Annotated in this window: 21 protein-coding genes; 16 read left to right on the forward strand and 5 right to left on the reverse strand. The window is 59.9% G+C overall.

Annotated elements, in window-relative coordinates:
* Positions 1-38: 38 nt before the first annotated feature.
* From EIEH_RS02785 to trpS, 8 genes are all read left to right on the forward strand, one after another.
* Positions 39-1,256 (forward strand): secretin N-terminal domain-containing protein, encoded by a 1,218-nt coding sequence (locus EIEH_RS02785; RefSeq protein ID WP_226092367.1) that lies wholly within the window; start codon positions 39-41, stop codon positions 1,254-1,256.
* 287 nt (positions 1,257-1,543) lie between these two features.
* Positions 1,544-2,062: a shikimate kinase AroK gene (gene aroK, locus EIEH_RS02790; protein WP_015872793.1), complete on the forward strand. Its 519-nt coding sequence runs from the start codon at positions 1,544-1,546 to the stop codon at positions 2,060-2,062.
* Positions 2,063-2,108: 46 nt separating this feature from the next.
* A complete protein-coding gene (gene aroB / locus EIEH_RS02795) occupies positions 2,109-3,194 on the forward strand; it encodes a 3-dehydroquinate synthase (RefSeq protein ID WP_015872792.1) in 1,086 nt (361 codons plus the stop codon).
* A gap of 61 nt (positions 3,195-3,255) precedes the next feature.
* Positions 3,256-4,281: an SPOR domain-containing protein gene (locus tag EIEH_RS02800; protein WP_015872791.1), complete on the forward strand. Its 1,026-nt coding sequence runs from the start codon at positions 3,256-3,258 to the stop codon at positions 4,279-4,281.
* A gap of 89 nt (positions 4,282-4,370) precedes the next feature.
* Positions 4,371-5,189, forward strand: coding sequence for an adenine-specific DNA-methyltransferase (dam, locus tag EIEH_RS02805; RefSeq protein ID WP_015872790.1), 819 nt, complete (start codon positions 4,371-4,373; stop codon positions 5,187-5,189).
* Positions 5,190-5,225: 36 nt separating this feature from the next.
* Positions 5,226-5,903 (forward strand): ribulose-phosphate 3-epimerase, encoded by a 678-nt coding sequence (rpe, locus tag EIEH_RS02810; protein ID WP_015872789.1) that lies wholly within the window; start codon positions 5,226-5,228, stop codon positions 5,901-5,903.
* Complete coding sequence (locus tag EIEH_RS02815; RefSeq protein WP_015872788.1) at positions 5,896-6,582, forward strand: phosphoglycolate phosphatase; 687 nt, start codon at positions 5,896-5,898, stop codon at positions 6,580-6,582. The genes rpe and EIEH_RS02815 overlap by 8 nt, the downstream gene beginning before the upstream one ends.
* A 24-nt stretch (positions 6,583-6,606) precedes the next feature.
* Positions 6,607-7,611 carry a tryptophan--tRNA ligase gene (gene trpS / locus EIEH_RS02820; RefSeq protein ID WP_015872787.1) on the forward strand — a complete coding sequence of 335 codons (1,005 nt, stop codon included), beginning with the start codon at positions 6,607-6,609 and terminating at the stop codon, positions 7,609-7,611.
* A gap of 67 nt (positions 7,612-7,678) precedes the next feature.
* On the opposite strand, the gene cysG is transcribed toward trpS, so the two are convergent.
* Complete coding sequence (gene cysG, locus EIEH_RS02825; RefSeq protein ID WP_015872786.1) at positions 7,679-9,064, reverse strand: siroheme synthase CysG; 1,386 nt, start codon at positions 9,062-9,064, stop codon at positions 7,679-7,681.
* 286 nt (positions 9,065-9,350) lie between these two features.
* Here cysG and codB point away from each other — a divergent pair, with 286 nt between their 5' ends.
* Both codB and EIEH_RS02835 read left to right on the forward strand, forming a co-directional pair.
* Positions 9,351-10,601 carry a cytosine permease gene (gene codB, locus EIEH_RS02830; RefSeq protein WP_015872785.1) on the forward strand — a complete coding sequence of 417 codons (1,251 nt, stop codon included), beginning with the start codon at positions 9,351-9,353 and terminating at the stop codon, positions 10,599-10,601.
* A complete protein-coding gene (locus tag EIEH_RS02835; RefSeq protein WP_015872784.1) occupies positions 10,591-11,874 on the forward strand; it encodes a cytosine deaminase in 1,284 nt (427 codons plus the stop codon). Before codB ends, EIEH_RS02835 begins: the two co-directional genes overlap by 11 nt.
* A gap of 63 nt (positions 11,875-11,937) precedes the next feature.
* On the opposite strand, the gene tsgA is transcribed toward EIEH_RS02835, so the two are convergent.
* Positions 11,938-13,122, reverse strand: a complete 1,185-nt coding sequence (gene tsgA / locus EIEH_RS02840; protein WP_015872783.1) for an MFS transporter TsgA — start codon at positions 13,120-13,122, stop codon at positions 11,938-11,940.
* A 477-nt stretch (positions 13,123-13,599) separates the two neighbouring features.
* Here tsgA and ppiA point away from each other — a divergent pair, with 477 nt between their 5' ends.
* Entirely contained in the window at positions 13,600-14,166 is a 567-nt protein-coding gene (gene ppiA / locus EIEH_RS02845; RefSeq protein WP_015872782.1) for a peptidylprolyl isomerase A, read from the forward strand.
* A gap of 55 nt (positions 14,167-14,221) precedes the next feature.
* On the opposite strand, the gene EIEH_RS02850 is transcribed toward ppiA, so the two are convergent.
* Positions 14,222-14,797: an aminodeoxychorismate synthase component II gene (locus EIEH_RS02850; RefSeq protein ID WP_015872781.1), complete on the reverse strand. Its 576-nt coding sequence runs from the start codon at positions 14,795-14,797 to the stop codon at positions 14,222-14,224.
* Positions 14,798-14,992: 195 nt separating this feature from the next.
* Here EIEH_RS02850 and EIEH_RS02855 point away from each other — a divergent pair, with 195 nt between their 5' ends.
* Positions 14,993-16,207 carry an aspartate aminotransferase family protein gene (locus EIEH_RS02855; RefSeq protein WP_015872780.1) on the forward strand — a complete coding sequence of 405 codons (1,215 nt, stop codon included), beginning with the start codon at positions 14,993-14,995 and terminating at the stop codon, positions 16,205-16,207.
* A 7-nt stretch (positions 16,208-16,214) separates the two neighbouring features.
* On the opposite strand, the gene EIEH_RS02860 is transcribed toward EIEH_RS02855, so the two are convergent.
* Positions 16,215-18,143, reverse strand: coding sequence for an ABC transporter ATP-binding protein (locus EIEH_RS02860; protein ID WP_015872779.1), 1,929 nt, complete (start codon positions 18,141-18,143; stop codon positions 16,215-16,217).
* Between the two features lie 159 nt (positions 18,144-18,302).
* Between EIEH_RS02860 and kefG the strand changes: the two genes are divergently transcribed.
* From kefG to slyD, 4 genes are all read left to right on the forward strand, one after another.
* Positions 18,303-18,863, forward strand: coding sequence for a glutathione-regulated potassium-efflux system ancillary protein KefG (gene kefG / locus EIEH_RS02865; RefSeq protein ID WP_015872778.1), 561 nt, complete (start codon positions 18,303-18,305; stop codon positions 18,861-18,863).
* Positions 18,853-20,679, forward strand: coding sequence for a glutathione-regulated potassium-efflux system protein KefB (kefB, locus tag EIEH_RS02870; protein ID WP_015872777.1), 1,827 nt, complete (start codon positions 18,853-18,855; stop codon positions 20,677-20,679). Before kefG ends, kefB begins: the two co-directional genes overlap by 11 nt.
* A complete protein-coding gene (locus tag EIEH_RS17210) occupies positions 20,676-20,852 on the forward strand; it encodes a YheV family putative zinc ribbon protein (protein ID WP_015872776.1) in 177 nt (58 codons plus the stop codon). The genes kefB and EIEH_RS17210 overlap by 4 nt, the downstream gene beginning before the upstream one ends.
* Positions 20,853-20,959: 107 nt before the next feature.
* Positions 20,960-21,571, forward strand: a complete 612-nt coding sequence (slyD, locus tag EIEH_RS02875) for a peptidylprolyl isomerase (RefSeq protein WP_015872775.1) — start codon at positions 20,960-20,962, stop codon at positions 21,569-21,571.
* Positions 21,572-21,629: 58 nt separating this feature from the next.
* Here slyD and EIEH_RS02880 read toward each other — a convergent pair whose 3' ends face one another.
* Positions 21,630-21,863: a protein SlyX gene (locus EIEH_RS02880; RefSeq protein WP_035608591.1), complete on the reverse strand. Its 234-nt coding sequence runs from the start codon at positions 21,861-21,863 to the stop codon at positions 21,630-21,632.
* Between the last annotated feature and the right edge of the window lie 39 nt (positions 21,864-21,902).

A 21,902-nucleotide genomic window follows, 5' to 3' on the forward strand; every position in this document is an offset into this window, starting at 1 on the left:
TTCCTGCGTATGTCGCAGCTCTCGCGGTGCTGCTGGTCATGAGTCCGACGGGGCAGGCGATGCCCCTGACGCTCTGGTTCGATCGCGCTCCCCTGTCCAGCGTGCTGCAGGCGGTGGCGGAGTTTGCCGGGCTGAATCTGATCCTCAGTGAGGAGGTGCGTGGAGAGGCGACGGTACATATTGCCCACACTCCGTGGCCACGGGTACTTGATGCTCTGGCGGAGATCCACGATCTCAGCGTGGTACGGCGCGATGGGATACTGCTGATCCAAAGCCGTGCGCGTGCGGCGCGACAGATCAGGCCCGCTGCGGCGCCTGCGCCGCCCAAACCGCCGCAGATGCGGAGCCAGCGCGTGGTGCTGCACTATGCTGATGCGGCCACGGTGGAGAAAAGCCTGCGTCAGCGTCGCGATTTGCTGGGTGAGACGGGCAGCGCGGTGGCTGACAGTCGAACTAATGCCCTGCTGCTGAGGGCGGAGGTCGCCCGTCTGGCGCCGCTGCGCGACTGGATTGCTCAGTTGGATGTACCACTGCCGCAGGTACAGCTGGCGGCCCATATTGTCTCTATCAGCCAAGAAGGGCTGCGTGAACTGGGGATCCGCTGGAGCAGCGGTGACCAACGATCACGAGGGCAGGATACGTTACGCGGTGCGGCGGATGCCTATTTCAGCGCGGGGTTTCAGGTAGCCCGCATCGGTGGCCAGACGCTGGCAGTCGCGCTTGCGGCATTGGAGCGGCAGGATAAGGTGGCGATCATCGCCAGTCCGCATCTGATGGCTGCCCATGGGCAGACTGCCAGCATAAAACAGGGCAGTGAGCTCCCCTATGCCGTCTCCGGCGGCGAGCGTGGTGTGAGTACCATGGAGTTCAAGGAGGCGGTGCTGGGTATGTCGGTCACACCACGGATATTGGCCGATGCGCGTATCGAGCTGGCGCTGCAGATAAGCCAGAACATGCCGGGGCGCGTAGTGCGTCAGGGTGACAGCGAGGCACTGGCTATCGATAAACAGGAAATTACGACCCAGGTTACTCTGGCCGACGGCGACACGGCGATGCTGGGCGGTATTTTTCAGTATCAGCGTCAGGTGGATAGCATCGGTTTTCCCTGGCTTGCCGATGTACCGCTGCTGGGCCATTTACTGCGCAGCGACAGCCAGCGCAGCGGGCGGCGCGAACTGGTGATTTTTATTACGCCGACCCTGCTTTCTGCCTCTTCTCTTCTCCCTCGAACGCTGCGCCCGCCGGCGCGTGGCTAAAAATTTTTATCACATGAATTGCTTCCGCGTTTGACGCTGGGATGGATTTGGCATACAAGGTTAGCGGTTTGCGCCTTGTTCCGTCCCGTATTTCCTGTCGTACACTGGGTCTGGTTTGTGTATCGCGCCGCGCGGAAATTTATTCGGTTGCCAAACAGCCTTGAGTGTTGAGATAATTTTTCGTCTGATCTCGCACTATCTTCATGAGGTTTCAGTTTCGGTCCCGTCGCTAATTCGATTGGCGGGGCGGGTTATCATTAACGTATTGTCTTAGTAGTACCGAAAACATGGCAGAGAAACGCAATATCTTTCTGGTTGGGCCTATGGGTGCCGGCAAAAGTACTATTGGCCGTCAGTTAGCGCAGCAGCTGAACATGGAATTCTTCGACTCCGACCAGGAGATCGAACGTCGTACCGGCGCTGATGTGAGCTGGGTCTTTGACGTTGAGGGCGAAGAGGGCTTTCGCGATCGCGAAGAGAAAGTCATCAATGAACTGACGGAAAAGCAAGGCATCGTGCTGGCGACCGGGGGCGGCTCCGTCAAATCCCGCGAGACCCGTAATCGCCTGTCCGCGAGGGGCGTGGTTGTCTATCTGGAAACTACCATTGAAAAACAGCTGGCGCGCACTCAGCGTGACAAAAAGCGTCCGTTGCTGCAGGTAGATACGCCGCGCGAGGTGCTGGAGCAGCTGGCGCAGGAACGCAATCCGATGTATGAGGAGATTGCCGACGTGACTATCCGCACGGATGAGCAGAGCGCCAAAGTGGTGGCCAACCAGATTATCCATTTGCTGGAAAACAACTGAACGGTTGGCTGAGGAACTAGCGTTGTAACAGGGGGGCTGGCAGGCCGTGGAAAGGATAACCGTAACGCTCGGGGAGCGCAGCTACCCGATCAGCATCGCCAGTGGGCTTTTTTCACAGGAGGCGGCTTTCTGGCCGCTGCGCTCCGGCGAGCAGGCCATGCTGGTCACCAACGAAACCCTGGCCAAACTGTATCTGGCGCCGGTTCAGCGCACGCTGGAGCGGGCAGGCGTACGCGTCGGGCAGGTGATCCTGCCCGACGGTGAGCAGTTTAAGTCACTGAGCGTACTGGAGCGGGTATTCAGCGCGCTGCTGGAGAACAACCACGGGCGGGATACCACGCTGGTGGCGTTGGGGGGCGGCGTGATCGGCGATCTGATCGGTTTTGCCGCCGCGTGCTATCAGCGCGGTGTGCGCTTCATTCAGGTGCCGACAACGCTGTTGGCGCAGGTGGACTCCTCGGTGGGCGGGAAGACTGCGGTCAATCATCCGCTGGGTAAGAATATGATCGGCGCGTTTTATCAGCCGGCCAGCGTGACGATCGACATCGACTGTCTGCAGACCCTGCCACTGCGCGAGCTCGCCTCCGGGCTGGCGGAGGTCATTAAATACGGCATCATCATGGATGCCGATTTTTTCCGTTGGCTTGAGACGCAGATGGATGCGCTGCTGCGTCTGGAGCCGTCCGCGCTGGTCTACTGTATCCGCCGCTGCTGCGAGCTGAAGGCGCAGGTGGTGGCGGAGGATGAGCGTGAGCAGGGCCGCCGGGCGCTGTTGAATCTCGGCCATACGTTTGGTCATGCCATCGAGGCTGAGATGGGCTATGGCAACTGGCTGCACGGCGAGGCAGTGGCCGCGGGGACGATGATGGCGGCCCGCGTGGCCTGCCGTCTGGGCTATCTGCAGCCGCAGCAGGCCGAGCGTATGTCGGCGCTACTGACGCGCGCCGGGCTGCCGGTGCAGGGGCCGGCTGGTATGATCCCTGACGCCTATCTGCCGCATATGCTGCGTGATAAGAAGGTGCTGGGCGGAACCCTGCGGCTGGTGTTGCCGACCGCTATCGGTAGCGCGGAGGTGTTCGCAGGGGTAAGCCATGATGTCGTGCGGGACGCGATTGCGGACTGCCTGGCCTGAGCGGTTAATTGGCGAGTCTCCGGCGCGGTACGGTCGGCTTTGCCCCTAAGTGGAGGGTGAGATGGATCAAGAAGAGTTTAAAGCAGATGATGAGTTAAAACCGGACGCCAGCGATCGTCGTTCGCCGCGTGCGCGCAGCCGACGTCCCGCGACGCCGCGTCTGACGGTATCGCGTCAGCATCTGATGATCGGCGCCGGCGTCCTGGTATTGCTGGTGGTGATCGTTGCGATCGGATCGGCGCTGAAGTCGCCCTCCAAGGGGAGCTCCGCCCAGTCTGCGGCTACGACGGGCAGCGCCAGAGAGATTAATCTATCTGGCGCATCTTCCATGACCAACGGCAGTGCCGGAAGTAACGTGACTGACGTTCAGGACGGTAGTGGGGTCAGTAACTCCGCGCCGCTGGGTCAGCCGCAGCCGATCACGATGCCCTCCATATCGCCGACGCCAACGCAGTCTGCTCCGGCGGCTCAGGAGCGCGGGCAGCAGCGGATCGATCTGGCGGGGAACTCTGTTTCCGATGCGCTGACTCAGCAGCAGGGCGCGTTGGACGCGATGCCGCAGGCCGACACGTTACCGACGGCACCGGCAACGGTGGCCGGTGGCGCAGCGCGTATCGCGCCGAAAGTGGCGGTCGAATCGACGCCGCGCCCCAAGACGCCGCCGCGTCGGGAGGAGCGGGCACCGGTCCGTCACAGCGAGAAGAGCGTAGCGCGGACACCTAGCGCACCGAAGCAAACGGCGCACCTGCCGGTGGTGGGCAGCAATGGTAAACCGGCGGCGCATCTGCCGCAGAGCGCCAACAGCAGCGCTGGGACGCTGAAGAGCGCCCCGGGCAGTCACTATACCCTACAGCTGAGCGGCGCCTCGCAGCCCACTACGCTGCATGCGTTTGCCCGTCACCAGAGCCTGAGCCATTACTGGGTATATGAAACATCCCGCAACGGTAAGCCTTGGTACGTGCTGGTCAGCGGCAGCTATGCGACGCCGGCGGATGCCCGGCGGGCGATTGCGGCGTTGCCGACAGAGGTGCAGGCGATGAAGCCCTGGGCTCGTCCGCTGAGCCAGGTGCAAAAGGATGCAAAGTAAGCTGTCACCCATAAAACGCGCGCGATGTGCTGTCTGAAAAGGTACGCCCTGGCGAATTGAAAGAGTAGAAATAACTGACTGGCGACGGCATGAAGAAGAAGCGCGCATTTTTGAAATGGGCCGGCGGGAAATATCCTTTGATTGAAGAGATCCGTCGGCACCTGCCGGCGGGCGAGAGGCTGATAGAGCCTTTCGTCGGCGCTGGCTCTGTGTTTTTAAACACGGATTACGATGAGTACCTGTTGGCGGACATTAACGCCGATCTGGTCGGGTTGTACAATATTGTGAAAGATGAGACGGATCGCTTTATCAGCGATGCCCGTCAGATGTTTTGCCCTGAACTGAACGTCTCGGAGGAGTATTACCGCATCCGCGAGGCCTTTAACCTGTGCGACGATCGTTACCAGCGGGCGCTGTACTTCCTCTATCTGAACCGGCACTGCTATAACGGTCTGTGCCGCTATAATGCCAAGGGGGAGTTCAACGTCCCCTTCGGGCGCTATAAAAAGCCCTACTTCCCGCAGGAGGAGCTGGAGTTTTTTGCCCGCAAGGCCGAGCGCGCCGTGTTTGTCTGCGAACATTACCAGCAGACGATGCTGCGCGCGCAGCCGGGTGCCGTGGTGTATTGCGATCCACCCTACGCCCCGCTGTCCGCTACCGCCAATTTTACCGCCTACCATGTCAACGGCTTTGGCTTTGCCGAGCAGATGCGTCTGGCGGAGTTGGCCGGTGAACTGGCCCAGCGTCAGGTGCCGGTGCTGATCTCTAACCATGAAACCCCGCTAACGCGGGAGTGGTATGCGCAGGCCGATGCGCTGCACGTCGTGAAAGTTCGGCGTACCATCAGCAGAAAAACTGACGGGCGCAGCAAAGTGAACGAATTATTGGCGCTGTACGGCAAGCGCTGAGCGCGGTCGTCAGCCCCCCGAGCCCAGGAGAAACGGATGAACCCGTATTTAATTGCCCCGTCGATTTTGTCCGCAGACTTTGCCCGGCTGGGCGAAGATACTGCCAAGGTGTTGGCCGCCGGTGCCGATGTGGTGCACTTTGATGTCATGGATAACCACTATGTGCCGAATTTGACCATTGGTCCGATGGTCTGCAAAGCGCTACGGGAGTATGGCATCACCGCTCCGATCGATGTTCACCTGATGGTGAAGCCGGTCGATCGGATTATCCCGGATTTTGCTGATGCCGGCGCCAGCATTATTACCTTCCATCCGGAGGCATCGGATCACGTCGATCGCACTCTGCAGCTGATCCGCGCCTGTGGCTGTAAGGCGGGGCTGGTTCTGAACCCAGCCACGCCGCTGAGCTGTCTGGATTACGTGATGGATCGCCTCGATACCATCCTGCTGATGTCCGTAAATCCGGGCTTTGGCGGCCAGTCCTTTATTCCGTCGACCCTCGATAAGCTGCGTCAGGTGCGTCAGCGTATTGATGCCAGCGGTCTGGATATTCGCCTGGAGGTTGACGGTGGCGTGAAGGTGGACAATATCGGTGCTATCGCGGCGGCTGGCGCCGATATGTTTGTTGCCGGCTCGGCTATTTTCGGTCACGCCGACTATGCGGCGGTGATCACGGATATGCGTCATGAGATTGCGCAGGCCTGCCATGAATAAAGGTATTCCGGTACAGGCACTGGCCTTTGATTTGGACGGCACGCTGGTGGATAGCGCGTCGGGTCTGGCGGCGGCTACGGACGCGGCGATGCTGGCGCTGGACTACCCGGCGCCGGGCGTGGAGCGGGTGAAGCTGTGGCTGGGAAACGGCGCAGATGTTCTGATGCAGCGCGCCTTGAGCTGGGCGGGTGCCCCGCAGGATGCCGCACTGTGTCAGCGTGCGCGGCGCGCATTTGACGCGCATTACGCCGAGAGCGCCAATCAGGGGTGTCAGTTGTTTCCCGGCGTCCGGGAGACGCTGGGGGTACTGGCGGCCAAGGGATTTCCGCTGGCGGTTATCACCAATAAGCCCTCGCCCTTTGTCCGCCCGATGCTGGAGAGTCTGGGGATCGATGCACTCTTCGGTCAGGTGATCGGCGGCGATGATGTCGCTAAGCGTAAGCCCCATCCGGCCCCGCTCTATCTGGTGCTGTCCCGTCTGGGGCTGCGGGCCGATGAGATGCTGTTTGTCGGTGACTCGCGCAATGATATCCAAGCTGGCCAGTCGGCCGGCTGTCCTACCGTCGGCTTGACCTACGGTTATAACTATGGCGAACCTATCGCTGCCAGCGAGCCCTGCTGCGTGCTGGATGACTTTGCCGGCCTGCTGCCCTTGGTAGGGTTGGCGCCGCTGAACTGAATTGATAAGGACAGGAATGTGACCATGAGTAAGCCCATTGTTTTCAGCGGTGCGCAGCCGTCTGGTGAACTCACCATCGGTAACTATATGGGCGCGCTGCGCCAGTGGGTACAGATGCAGGATGAGTATGACTGCATTTACTGTATCGTCGATCAGCACGCCATCACCGTGCGTCAGGACGCAGAGAAACTGCGCAGCGCGACGCTGGATACGCTGGCCCTGTACCTAGCCTGCGGTATCGATCCGCAGAAGAGCACGATTTTTGTGCAGTCTCATGTTCCAGAGCATGCCCAGCTGGGCTGGGTACTTAATTGTTACACCTATTTCGGCGAACTGAGCCGCATGACCCAGTTCAAGGATAAATCGGCTCGCTACGCAGAGAACATTAATGCCGGCCTGTTTGATTACCCGGTGCTGATGGCAGCGGATATCCTGCTGTACCAGACTCACCAGGTCCCGGTAGGGGAAGATCAGAAACAGCACCTGGAGCTGAGCCGTGATGTCGCGGCGCGCTTCAACGCGCTGTATGGCGATATCTTTAAGGTGCCGGAGCCGTTTATTCCCAAGTCAGGTGCGCGCGTCATGTCGCTGCTGGAGCCGACCAAAAAGATGTCTAAGTCGGATGAGAACCGCAACAACGTGATCGGTCTGCTGGAAGATCCCAAGGCGGTGACCAAGAAGATCAAACGCGCGGTGACCGACTCCGATGAGCCGCCGGTCGTGCGTTACGACGTGGTCAATAAGGCCGGCGTCTCCAATCTGCTGGATATTCTTTCCGGAGTGACCGGTAAACGTATCGGGGATCTGGAGGCTGAGTTTGCGGGCAAGATGTACGGCCACCTGAAGGGCGCCGTTGCCGATGCGGTCTCCGGGATGCTGTCTGAGCTGCAGGAGCGGTATCACCGTTTCCGCAATGATGAGGCCTACCTGCAGGAAGTGATGCGCGATGGCGCCGCCAAAGCGCGCGCGCGCGCCGCACAGACCCTGGACAAGGTTTACGATGCGATCGGGTTTGTCGCGCGGCCGTAAGCAGCGCGGCGATCTGAACGTGAAGGGGAGGGCGATGGCCCTCCTTTTTTTGTGCTGTGGCGCTGTGTTATGCGCTTGCCGCTTCGCAGCGGAACCAGTTGAGGCGTGGCCGCAGGGTGACGACGTCGCCGACGATGATCAGACTGGGGCTGGCAACGCGCGTTGCCAGCGTCTCCAGCTGAGTCAGCGTTCCACTGACGACCCGCTGGCGAATCGTGGTGCCGTTTTCAACCAGGGCGATGGGGGTATCTGGCAGCATGCCGTGCTGCAGGAGGCGCTGCTGAATGGTTGCCGCCTGGCTCAGTCCCATATAAAACACGAGCGTTTGTCCTGCGGCCGCCAGGCAGGACCAGTCCAGCTGGCCATCCTGGCGGGTGTGGCCGGTGACCAGACGGACACTTTGGGCATGGTCGCGGTGAGTCAGCGGAATACCGCTATAGGCGGAGCAGCCGGAGGCGGCGGTAATACCGGGCACCACCGAAAAGGCGATCCCCGCAGCGGCCAGCGCCTCAAGCTCTTCGCCTCCCCGGCCAAAGATGAAGGGATCGCCGCCCTTTAGGCGCACTACCCGTTTGCCCTCACGCGCGTGATCCAGCAGAGTCTGATTAATCTCTTCCTGGGGAACGCAGTGATGACCGGCGTGTTTGCCGACAAAGATACGCGTCGCGTCACGCCGCACCAGTGACATGACCTCATCGGATACCAGGCGGTCATAGATGATCACATCTGCCTGTTGGATCTGCTGTAGCCCTTTGAGGGTCAACAGCCCTGCATCCCCTGGCCCGGCGCCGACCAGCGTCACCTCGCCGCGATCCATCGGCGCCGCGCTGAATAGCGCATCCACCTGTTGCTGTGCCTGCGTGGTATCGCCGTTGGCCAGCGACTGTGCCAGACGATCTTGGGCGAACAGCCGTTCCCAAAAGCGGCGGCGCAGCGACAGGGTGGGAAAGTGTGCCTTGACGCGCTGGCGCAGGTGGCCAGCCATGTGTGCCACCTGGCCGAGATGCTGTGGTAGCAGCGCCTCCAGCTTTTCGCGCAGAATTCTGGCCAGCACCGGTGCGCTGCCACCGGAGGAGACGGCGACCATCAACGGCGAGCGATCGACGATCGACGGCATGATAAAGCCCGTCTGTTGCGCGGCGTCGACCACGTTACAAAAGATACAGCGCGCCTCGGACTGGGCCAGCACCTGCTGATTTACCCGGCTGTCATCGGTGGCGGCGATAGCCAGCCACTTACCCGTGAGCAGCGCGGGGTCGAAGTCGCCGGCGATCAGCGTCAGCTGACCGTCCCGTTGCCACTGTTCAAACTGGGGCGTGAAGCGCCCGGCGTTCACCGTCAAAATCGCGCCCGCCTCCATCAACAGACGGGCTTTACGCTCGGCCACCTCGCCGCCGCCGACCAGCAGGCAGGGCTTAGTACGCAGCTGACAAAATATCGGAAAGTAATCCATCAGAGATCCTCAAGGGTGAGCCTGTTGTGGGGCGGCCATATTCCGCGAGCGGGGATAGTACGCCAAGGGGCAGAGACTCTCCAGCTTGCCAGACGCGTTGCCTGCCTGCAGCGGACTTGTTTCAAGAAACGGCCACTGCGGGTTGGCGTCAGCGTCAGTGCGGGATTGCAGGGGAATCCGTCCGGCAGAATAAATAACCAGCAAAGAAAACGTTTGCTTTTTGGCGTGAACTCTTTAGAATGCGCCAGATTTTTTTGTCTACCGCACAGAGATTAAGGAGGATTGCGTGTCGCAGGATAACAATTTCAGTCAGGGGCCCGTTCCGCCATCGGCGCGCAAGGGGGTGCTGGCATTAAGCTGTGTCATGCTGGGGTTAACCTTCTTTTCCGCCAGTATGTGGACCGGCGGCACGCTCGGCACTGGCCTTGGCTATCACGATTTTCTTCTGGCCGTATTCATCGGTAATCTCCTCCTCGGCATCTATACCTCTACACTTGGCTATATCGGTGCAAAAACCGGTCTGACGACGCACCTGCTGGCGCGCTTCTCCTTTGGTGTTAAAGGCTCTTGGCTGCCTTCGCTGCTGCTGGGCGGCACGCAGGTGGGATGGTTTGGCGTCGGGGTCGCCATGTTCGCGATTCCGGTCAGTAAGGCGACCGGTCTGAATACCGATCTGCTGATCGCGCTTTCCGGACTGCTGATGACCGTGACGGTGTTCTTTGGCATCTCGGCGTTGACGCTGCTGTCGGCGATCGCGGTACCGGCAATCGCGCTGCTCGGCGGCTACTCGGTGTGGCTGGCGATCGATGGCATGGGCGGGATGGATGCCCTGCGTGAGGTGGTTCCCGCGCAGCCGCTGGATTTCAATTTGGCGCTGGCGCTGGTGGTCGGCTCCTTTATCAGCGCAGGCACGCTGACGGCGGACTTTGTCCGCTTTGGCCGCAGCGCCAAGGTGGCGGTGCTGGTGACGATGGTGGCGTTCTTTCTCGGTAACTCGCTGATGTTTATCTTTGGCGCGACCGGCGCCGCGGTGCTGGGAATGTCTGACATCTCCGACGTCATGATAGCCCAAGGGCTGTTGCTGCCCGCGATTGCGGTGCTGGGGCTGAATATCTGGACCACCAATGATAATGCGCTGTATGCCTCCGGTCTGGGATTCGCCAATATCACCGGGCTGTCGAGCAAGACGTTGTCGGTCGCCAACGGGATCATCGGGACCCTGTGCGCGCTGTGGCTGTATAACAACTTTGTCGGCTGGCTGACCTTCCTCTCCGCCGCCATTCCGCCGGTCGGTGGGGTGATCATCGCGGATTACCTGATGAACCGGCGCCGTTACAGCAACTTTGCGGAGGCGGGCAGGGTCGCGGTAAATTGGAACGCCATTGCCGCCGTCGCCCTGGGCGTCGCCGCGGGCCACGGGTTGCCGGGGATCGTTCCGCTGAACGCCGTATTGGGCGGCGCCCTGAGCTACGTGGTTCTCAGCCGCAGGGCGAGTCCTCAGAGAGAAAATAGACTGGAGATCAGCCATGCAGAATAACGTACTGCGCGCCGTGATCAATGCCCGCCTGCCCGCGCGCGACGGGTGGTGGCAAATTACCTTGGAGCATGGCCTGATCGCGGCCATTACGCCGCAGCCCGCGCTACGGGCTGCGCAGCCGGATGAGCTGGATGCACAGCAGGGGCTGGTGGTACCGCCCTTTGTCGAACCGCATATTCATCTGGATACGACGCAGACGGCGGGGCAGCCAGCCTGGAATCAGTCGGGAACCCTGTTTGAGGGGATCGAGCGCTGGGCCGAGCGCAAGGCGCAGCTGACCCACGATGACGTGAAACAGCGCGCCTGGCAGACCTTGAAGTGGCAGATAGCGAACGGTATCCAGTACGTACGTAGCCACGTGGACGTCTCCGATCCGTCGCTGACGGCGTTAAAGGCGATGCTGGAGGTACGCCAGGAGGTGGCGCCCTGGGTCGATCTGCAACTGGTCGCCTTTCCGCAGGAGGGGATACTCTCCTATCCAAACGGCGAGGATCTGCTGGAGGAGGCGCTGCGACTGGGCGCAGATGTGGTGGGGGCCATTCCTCATTTTGAGTTTACCCGTGAATATGGTGTGGAGTCGCTTCATAAAGTCTTCGCACTGGCCGCGCGCTATGGCCGCCTGATCGATGTTCATTGTGATGAAATAGACGATGAGCAGTCGCGCTTCGTTGAAACCGTGGCGGCACTGGCGCACCGCGAAGGCATGGGGGCACGGGTGACCGCCAGCCATACCACGGCGATGCACTCTTACAACGGCGCCTATACATCGCGGCTGTTCCGGTTGCTGAAGATGTCTCAGATTAACTTTGTCGCTAATCCGCTGGTCAACATCCATTTACAGGGGCGCTTCGATGACTATCCCAAGCGACGAGGCATCACCCGGGTGAAAGAGATGCTGCAGGCCGGGATCAACGTCTGCTTCGGCCATGATGATGTGTTTGACCCCTGGTATCCGCTGGGTACCGCCAATATGCTGCAGGTGCTGCACATGGGGCTGCATGTCTGCCAACTGATGGGCTATGCCCAGATTGATGAGGGGCTGGCGCTGATCGGTTCGCATAGTGCCCGGACGCTCGGTCTGCAGGGATATGGGGTGGCGCCGGGCTGCCGCGCCAGTCTGCTGGTGCTGCCGGCGGAGAGCGGGTTTGACGCGGTGCGCCGACAGGTGCCGGTGCGTTACTCCCTGCGTGATGGCCGCCTGATCGCGGAGACCCGTCCGGCGCAGAGCCAGATTTATCTGCGGCAGGCGGAGCGCGTCGACTTCCGCCGCTGAGTTCGGCGCGCGCAAAAAAACGGGACCTGCATGCAGGCCCCGTTGTTATGGGTATGGCGCAGTCTACTTGGCTGCGTGACCATGCAGGCGGTGCTTGGTGACAAACCCCAGCAGGACGCACATGACAAAAACGACCAGATAGAGACCGTTGGCCGTCGCCAGCGCGGCATGGGCTCCGCTGTGAGCGACGATGGGGCCGGTGACGACGAAGGTCAGCATGGTGCCGATGGTGCCGCAGGTCAGGATAAAGTTCACCAGCTTCGGCGAGGAGACCTTGGTCTGCTGCGATCCCAGCGTAATCAGCGTGGTATAGATAGCGCTGCTGACAAAGCCCAGGCCCAGAATATACATGCTCAGCATGGCGCTCTGCTGGCTGCTGACGAACATGTACATCATAAAGGTGGAAAGGGCGGCCAATACCGTGACGATGCGCTGCAGATCGAAGAAGCGCAGCGCGACGCTGAAGAACCACATGCCGACCATATAGGCGGTCCAGAAGTTACTGACCAGCCCGCCGCTCTCTTCAATGCTCATGCCGAAGCGCTTGGCGGCATACTCCGGTACCCACTGAATAAAGCCCAGCTGACCGAGGATGTAGCAGAGCGCCGCGATCGACAGGAACAGAACGCCGATCCCCCACTTTTCCTTTCTGACCGGCTGGCTGTCGCCGACGGCCTGCTTACCCAGCTGCGGGAAGTCAGAGCACAGCGTCAGGATAAAGATGGCCAGATACAGAACGCCGATGCAGGCGTAGACCCAATACCATGCCACGTGCTGTGCCAGCAGGGTGGCGGCGATGATGGGGAACACCATCCCGGCCATGCTGAAGAAGGAGTCGGTAAACAGCAGGCGAGAGCCGCGCTGACGCCCGGTATAGATATGGGTGATCAGGAAGGTTCCGATCGACATGGTGATCCCGCTGACCACGCCCAGCACGAACATGCAGGCGGAGAAGATGGCCAGATTGTGCCCGACCATCAGACCGGCGATGGCAAGGATCATCAGGATAAAGCCAAAAACGAGCTGACGTTTAAGCGGAATAATTTCCATCAGCCAGGCATTAAGGAAAATGGAAACCAAAATCCCGGTGTTGAGGAACGTAAAGGTATTACTCATGCTGGAGATCGGCAGATTAAAGTACTCTGCGATATTTCCCATCACCATCCCGGTGACAATCACCAATGCGCCGGTAAGCGCATAGGAGAAGAAACTGATCCATGTTAGGCGGATGCGATTGCTGTCGGTCATAGCAAGCCCTGTATCAGTATATAAGGTAAAAAGAAGCGTGTTTGTGGGAAGATCTGACAAGAAGGGTCGATTTCACCAAGCGTGCGCATCCTAACATAGCTACACTGATGTTTTGTGATATGAATCTTCTTTTTATTGCAAAGTAATATTTTGTTGCTTAAAAGATGAGAGTTTTTTTGGATTTGCTCCCGTATTTGCCGCTTTTCCAACAGTGCGTGGGGTTTGTCGTCTCCCCGAAGCGCATATTTTCGCCTTGTGTCGTAGCGGGAGGGGCGGCGCTCGATAATTCGGATTTGAACCGCTTCTCCTGCGCGTCAACTCCGCTAATGAAGGAGACGGACGGGTACAAAACACGGCGTGGCGGCTTGGTAAATCTGAGTAAATGGGTGGCGATTATGCCAAGGGCTATTTAGAATCGTTAAGCTATTTTGTTGTTTTTACGCTTTTGACAAAGCCCGTCAGAGAAAGGAAGTTTTCATGTTCAAAAGAATCGTCATTACCCTGGTTACCCTCTTCTCGCTGGCCGTCATGGCCCCCGCCGCGCTGGCGGCCAACACGCGGGTTATGCTGATGACCAGCGTAGGCAATATTGAGCTGGAGCTGTATAACCAGAAGGCGCCGGTAACCGTTGATAACTTTCTTGGCTACGTTAACAGCGGTTATTACAACGGCACCATTTTTCACCGCGTGATCCCGGGTTTTATGATTCAGGGCGGCGGTTTTACCGGCGATATGCAGCAGAAGGCGACGCAGCCGCCGATCAAGAACGAGGCGGACAACGGGCTGCGCAACCTGCGCGGTACTATTGCGATGGCGCGTACCGCAGAGAAAGACAGCGCGACCAGCCAGTTCTTTATCAACGTGGCGGACAACGCCTTTCTCGACCATGGACAGCGTGACTTTGGCTATGCTGTCTTTGGCAAAGTGATTAAGGGGATGGATGTCGTCGACAGGATCTCCCAGGCGCGTACCGAAAATGTCGGCCCTTACCAGAATGTGCCGGCCAAGCCGATCGTGATTACCTCGGCCAGCGTTATGAAGTAAGGCTGTGCGCTTCTGCGCGGTTTCGCACAGCGGGCGCCGGATGGCGCCCGCTGTGTTACTGGCGCAGAAAGTTGCGCAGCAGGGCGTGTCCCTGCTCGCTAAGAATGCTTTCCGGATGGAACTGAACCCCCTCCAGTGCCATGCCGGTATGACGAACACCCATTATCTCATCGACCTCGCCATCGCGTTCGCTCCAGGCTGTCACTTCCAGGCAGTCGGGCAGGCTCTCCTTATCCAGAATCAGCGAATGGTAGCGGGTGACCGTCAGCGGGTTATTCAGCCCCTGGAATACGCCGCGATCGCGGTGGCGGATAGCGCTGGTCTTACCGTGCATCACCTGCCGCGCCCGGATCACCCGCGCGCCGAAAACCTGTCCCAGCGCCTGGTGCCCCAGGCAGACCCCCAGCAGCGGAATGCGTCCTGCCAGATGGCGGATGGCCGCAAGGGAAATACCGGCCTGATCGGGCGTACCCGGTCCGGGGGAGATCACTACATGCGATGGGTGCATGGCATCGATCTCTGCCAGCGTCAGCGCATCGTTGCGTTTTACCATGACCTCAGCATCGAGCTGGCAAAAGTACTGGTACAGGTTGTAGGTAAAGGAGTCGTAGTTATCGATAAGCAGCAGCATGGCATGGACTGGCGTTACGGGAAAGCGGTGATGATAAAGCATACGCCGGACAAATTCAGCCCCGTTTGACCGGGATTGGCGGAGCCTGCGCAGTGTCGGTGTTGAAAACATGGTTGCCATTTATTGAGTTATTATTCATATTTTATGATTATAAAATCATTTTTGCTTGACCGGTGCGAATGGGGAGAACGTGGGATGACGCAGAAAAGTACAGTAGAGAGGGGCGATTTTGAAAAGGTTATGTTGCCGGTTTATGCACCCGCGGAGTTTGTGCCGGTGCGCGGTCAAGGCAGCCGGGTGTGGGATCAGCAGGGGCGTGATTATATTGACTTTGCCGGTGGCATTGCGGTTACGGCGCTGGGGCACTGCCATCCGGCATTGGTGGCTGCGCTACAGGAGCAGGGGAGCCGTCTGTGGCATACCAGTAATGTCTTTACCAATGAGCCCGCGCTGCGACTGGCGCAAAAGCTGATCGATGCCACCTTTGCTGAGCGGGTGTTTTTTGCCAACTCCGGTGCAGAGGCCAATGAGGCGGCGCTAAAGCTGGCCCGCTACCACGCTGCGACGCGTATCAGCCCTCATAAAAGCCAGATTATCGCCTTCAAGCAGGGATTTCATGGCCGCACCCTGTTTACGGTATCGGTGGGGGGGCAGGCGAAATACGCGGACGGCTTTGGGCCAAAGCCGGCGGATATTGTGCACGTCCCGTTTAACGACGTGGCGGCGGTTGAGGCGATCATCGGTGAACAGACCTGTGCGGTGATCGTCGAGCCTGTTCAGGGCGAGGGTGGGGTATTACCGGCCAGCGCAGATTTTCTGCAGGGGCTGCGCACGCTGTGCGATCGTCACCGGGCGCTGCTGATTTTTGATGAGGTGCAAAGTGGGATGGGACGCAGCGGTAGGCTGTTTAGTTACATGCACTATGGCGTGACGCCGGATATTCTGACCAGCGCCAAGGCACTGGGCGGCGGGTTTCCGATCAGCGCCATGCTGACCACCGAAGCGATCGCCTCAGCGATGACGGTGGGCTGCCACGGCACGACCTATGGCGGCAATCCGCTGGCCTGTGCGGTGGCGGAGGCGGCGTTCGATATCATCAGCCAGCCGCAGGTCCTTGCCGGGGTGACGATGCGCCGGCAGGTCATGGTTAGCCATTTGCAGGCCCTTAACCGGCGTCACGGGACGTTTAGCGACATCCGCGGACAGGGACTGCTGCTAGGGGCGGCTTTGTCGCCCGCCTACCGGGGACGGGCCCGAGACATTCTGCATGCGGCGGCGGAGCAGGGGGTGATGTTGCTGAACGCTGGCGCCGATACGCTGCGCTTTACGCCGTCTCTGGTGATCGAGACGGCGGAGATCGAGGAGGGGATGGCCCGCCTGGGGCGGGCGCTGGATACGCTGGCGGCCTAGGCGGCGCTCAGGCGTTATCGCTCTCCGTGAAGGCGCGGGACATCGCTTCGAGCTGCTCCTGCGCATCGAGCCAGCACAGCTCCGCCTCTTCCAGACCGAGCTTGGCCTGACTTTGGCACTGCAGAATGTCGTTTAGCTCCTCTTTACGCGCCGGATCGTACAGCGCGCTGTCGGCGAGGCGTTCCTCCAGAGTATTGAGCTGGGCGCTCAGGGTCTCCATACGCTTTTCCTGCGCGGCGATCTGCTTGCGCAGCGGCTGAGTCTGGCTGCGGAACTCAGCCTCGCGCCGCTTCTGATCCTTTCTGGCCTGGGCGCTGTTGGTCGTTTGCGCGCCATCCTGATCCGCCGGCGCCTGGTTTTCCTGGCGCTGCAGATCGATCATCCAGCGCTGGTAGTCGTCCAGATCACCGGCGAACGGCTCGACCTGGCCGTCGTGCACCAGATAGAGATCGTCGGTGGTGGATCGCAGCAGATGGCGATCGTGCGAGACCACCACCAGCGCGCCCTCGAAATCGATCAGCGCTTCGGTTAGCGCCTGGCGCATGTCCAGATCCAGATGGTTGGTCGGTTCGTCGAGCAGCAGCAGGTTCGGACGCTGCCAGACGATCAGCGCCAGTACCAGGCGCGCCTTCTCGCCGCCGGAAAAGCGCGCGGTCGCCTCGCTGACTTTATCGCCGTTAAAACCGAAGCCCCCTAAATAGTCGCGCAGCTGCTGTTCGCTCTCCTGCGGCGCCAGGCGGGCTAAGTGCTGCAGTGGCGATTCGTCGGCGCGAAGATACTCTAGCTGATGCTGGGCGAAGTATCCCAGACGAACGCCCTTGGCCAGCCCGACCTCCCCCTGCTGCGGCGCTAGCTCGCCGGCCAGCAGCTTGATCAGGGTGGACTTACCGGCGCCGTTACGTCCCAGCAGACCGATGCGCGAACCGGGTACCAGGTTGAGCTTAATCGAGGCGAGTACGGTGCGCTCGCCGTAGCCGGCGCTGACGTGCTCCATACGCAGCAGCGGCGTCGGCAGGCTTTCCGGCGCGCGGAAGCTGAAGTGGAACGGGTTATCGACGTGGGCCGGCGCGATGCGCTCCATGCGTTCCAGCATTTTTACCCGGCTCTGCGCCTGCTTGGCCTTACTGGCCTTGGCCTTGAAGCGGTCGATATAGCTTTGCAGATGGGCGATACGCTGCTGCTGGCTCTGATACATCGCCTGCTGCTGCGCCAGTTTCCCGGCGCGCTGCAGTTCGAAAGAGGAGTAGTTTCCGCTGTATTCAAACAGCTGCTGCTGTTCGATATGTACAATTTTGTCCACGATAGGATCGAGGAAGTCACGGTCGTGTGAAATCAGGATCAGTGTGCCCGGATAGCTTTTCAGCCAGCGCTCCAGCCAGATCACCGCGTCCAGATCCAGGTGGTTGGTCGGTTCGTCGAGCAGCAGCAGATCGGAGCGGCACAGCAGCGCCTGTGCCAGGTTCAGGCGCATGCGCCAGCCGCCGGAGAAGGATCTCACCGGCTGCATGAGCTGTTCCTGGCTGAAGCCGAGGCCGTGCAGCAGACTGGAGGCGCGGGCGCGAATGGTCCAGGCGGCAATGGCGTCCAGCTTGCCGTGGATCAGCGCGATCGTGTTGCCATCGTTACGCTGGTTGGCATCATCGAGCTGCTGCTCCAGCTGGCGGAACTCGCGATCGCCGTCGAGCACATATTCCAGCGCCGGCGTTTCCAGCGCCGGCGTCTCCTGGTTAACCCAGGCCATGGCCCAGTTGCCGGGCAGGGTCAGATTACCGCCGTCGGCGCTCAGCTCATTTTTCAACAGCGCCAGCAGCGTTGATTTCCCACAGCCATTTTTGCCGACCAGGCCCACCTTTTGGCCGGGGTTGATCGTTGCCGAGGCATTGTCCAGCAGCACCCGGGTGCCGCGACGAATTTGGAGCGATGAGAAAACAATCATAAAGCGTCGTCTATTGAGTGTGTGTTAAATTGGCGTTGTGGCGACGTAAATAACGCGGCGGGCTAATGGCGATGTGCGGCGTTATTCCGTCATTCAGGGTCGCATGGTAGCTGAAAAGTCCGGCAATGACGACGTCCGGACGCACGAGGAGAAGGAAGCATGGCGTACCCGCCGAAGGTGTTACTGATTTATGCCCATCCCGAGTCACCGTCATCGGTGGCCAATCAGCTGCTGCTGCAGGCCGCCCGGCGCCGGAGTAACGTGACGGTGCATGACCTGTATGCCCACTATCCGGATTTTTTTATTGATATTCATCATGAGCAGCATTTGCTACGCAACCATCAGGTCATTGTGTTTCAACACCCCCTGTATAATTACAGTTGTCCGGCCCTGCTTAAAGAGTGGCTGGATCGCGTGTTAGCGCGCGGTTTCGCCAGCGGCGTGGGGGGGGATGCCCTGCGTGATAAGTATTGGCGTTCGGTGGTCACTACCGGCGAGCCTGAGGGAGCCTATCAGTTGGGTGGCTATAATCATTACACCATGGGCGAGGTATTGCGTCCGTTTGAGCTCACGGCGCTGCGCTGCCATATGCGCTGGCTGGCGCCGCTGACGATCTATTGGGCGCGGCGCCAGAAGTTGGAGATGTTGCACGCTCAGGCGCATGACTATGCCGAATGGTTAGCGGCGCCGCTGCCCACCGGAGATGATGATGAACGCTGAACCCTCCCTGCTGTCGGCGGTGGTGCTGTTTTTGTTTGCTGCAGTGCTGGCGGTGCCCATCGCCCGCCGCTTGGGCATCGGCGCCGTGCTCGGCTTTTTGATCGCCGGGATTGCTATCGGCCCCTGGGGTATCGGTCTGATCCGGGATGTGGAGGAGATCCTGCACTTCTCGGAGATGGGCGTGGTCTTCCTGCTGTTTATCATCGGGTTGGAGCTGAATCCGGGCAAGCTGTGGCGCCTGCGGCAGCTGATCTTCGGCGCCGGCGCCGCCCAGCTGCTGCTGAGCGCGCTGCTGCTTGGTGGGTTGTTGGTCGCCAGCGGGTTTGCCTGGCAGGCAGCGGTCATTGGCGGGATTGGTCTGGCCATGTCGTCTACGGCCATGGCGCTGCAGCTGATGCGCGAAAAGGGGATGAACCGCAATCAGGGTGGCCGCCTCGGGTTTGCGGTGCTGCTGTTCCAGGATATCGCCGTCGTGCCGGCGCTGGCGCTGATGCCGATCTTGGCCGGGGGAGCCGATCACGCCATCAGCTGGGGGCACATTGCGCTGAAGCTCGGTGCGCTGGCCGGTATCTGGGTCGGCGGACGGCTGCTGCTGCGCCCGCTGTTTCACTATATCGCCGCCACCGGCGTGCGTGAAATCTTTACCGCTGCGGCGCTGTTGGTGGTGCTCGGCTCCGCGCTCCTGATGGATATGCTGGGTTTTTCAATGGCGCTGGGGACCTTTATCGCCGGGGTGCTGTTGGCAGAGAGCGAGTTCCAGCACGAACTTGAGATCGCCATTGAGCCCTTTAAGGGACTGTTGCTGGGGCTGTTTTTTATTTCGGTCGGTATGGCGCTCAATCTGGGTGTGCTGTATGCCTACTGGGCGCAGATCCTGGCCGCAGTCGTTGCGCTGGTGATGGTCAAAAGCGCTGTGCTGTATCTGTTGGCGCGATTGTCGCGGATACGCAGCGCGGTGCGGTTGCAGTTTTCGGCGGTGCTCAGCCAGGGGGGGGAGTTTGCCTTTGTGTTGTTTTCCGCCGCCGCCGCCCAGCACCTGCTGAGTGCCCAGCAGAGCGCGATGCTGCTGGTGGTGGTGACGCTGTCGATGGTGACCACTCCACTGCTGATGCAGGCGCTCGATCGCTTGTTGGCCCAGCGGCTGAACCCGGCGGAGGAGAGTGCAGAAAAACCCTATGTCGCCGATGATGAGCCGCAGGTGATCTTGGTTGGCTTTGGCCGTTTTGGCCAGGTTATCGGTCGGCTGCTGATGGCCAATCAGACGCGGGTCACCGTACTGGAGCGCGATGTCAGCGTGGTCAGCATGATGCGCCGCTACGGTTATAAGGTGTATTACGGCGATGCCACCCACCTGGATCTGCTGCATGCGGCTGGAGCGACACGGGCGGAGGCTATCGTCATCACCTGTAATGAGCCGGAGGAGACTATGGCGGTGGTTCGTTTGTGTCAACAGCACTTTCCACAGCTGCGCATTCTGGCGCGCGCCCGCGGGCGGGTCGAGGCCCACGAGCTGCTGCAGGCCGGTGTGACGCAGTTTAGCCGGGAGACCTTTTCCAGTGCGCTGGATCTGGGGCGTAAAACCTTGATTGAAACTGGAGTGCACCCGCATCAGGCCTATCGGGCCCAGCAGCATTTCCGCCGTTTGGACATGCGCATGCTGTACGAGCTGATGCCGCATCGGCAAGGGGATATCGCGCAAATTTCCCGCATTCGCGAGGCGCGACGTGAGCTGGAGGAGATCTTTCAGCGCGAGATGCTGCATGAGCAGTATCAAATGAATAGCTGGGATGAAGAGTGGCCGGAGGATGAGGCGTGAAGAAGCGATTTATTGCCGGAGCGTGCTGCCCCGTCTGTCATGCCATGGATAGTCTGGTGCTGTGGCAGGTTAATGAGCATGAGCAGATGCAGTGCGTGCGCTGTGGCCATAGGATAACGCCATCGGCACAGGCGCCTGCATCCGAACGGATCATTGGCCGTTTTAAACCTTGAGGGGATAAAGTGGGTGGGCGGTGCAGCTTTTTTTATTCTGAACCGTACAGTGGCGCGAAATTCCGCTACAATCCGCTCGGATTCAGTTTCAAACGCTAGGAGATATCATGAAAGTAGCTAAAGACCTGGTGGTCAGTCTGGCCTATCAGGTGCGTACGGAAGACGGAGTATTGGTTGATGAGTCTCCGGTGTCAGCACCGCTGGACTACCTGCACGGCCATGGCTCTCTGATTGCCGGCCTGGAAAAAGCGCTGGAAGGCCACGTCGTTGGCGATCGTTTCGACGTGCATGTTCCGGCTAATGATGCCTACGGCCAGTATGATGACAACCTGGTACAGCGTGTACCGAAGGATGTCTTCATGGGGGTTGACGAGCTGCAGGTTGGCATGCGTTTCCTGGCGGAAACCGATCAGGGCCCGGTACCGGTCGAAATTACCGAAGTGGGTGATGACTATGTTGTGGTTGACGGCAACCACATGCTGGCTGGCCAGAATCTGAACTTCAATGTGGAAGTGGTTGCCCTGCGTGAAGCGACTGCTGAAGAGCTGGAGCATGGTCATGTTCACGGTGCTCACGATCACCACGGCGAATGTTGCGGTGGGCATGGTAACGGCGAAGGTGAGTGCTGTGGCGGCCATGACCACGATCATGAGCACGCAGAAGGTGACACCTGCTGCGGCGGTCAGGGTAAAGGTCACGGCGGCTGTGGCTGCCATTGATTGCCCCTGTAAAAAAGCGGTCAGATGACCGCTTTTTTATTTTCTGTACCGCGCCGTCTCAGTAGTGGGGGGGGGGCGTCTCTTCCGACGGATGCGCCATCATCGAGGGTTGCACGGCCCTGAATTTGTCGATCAGCAGGCGTATTTGCTCGCGGTATTTCCCTACCTCTAACTGTAGCGCGATCACCGTCTGGTTAAGATCCTCTATCGTGATCTCCTGAAAAGCGATCCGACTCTCCATCTGTTCCAGACGGCTCTCCAGATCATTCAGCCCGTTGGACGATGACTTCATAAAAAATTCCTCTATTTTCCGATTATTGCATTCTTGCTC

It is taken from the genome of Edwardsiella ictaluri ATCC 33202 (genome assembly GCF_000264785.1).
Taxonomy (GTDB): Bacteria; Pseudomonadota; Gammaproteobacteria; order Enterobacterales; family Enterobacteriaceae; genus Edwardsiella; species Edwardsiella ictaluri.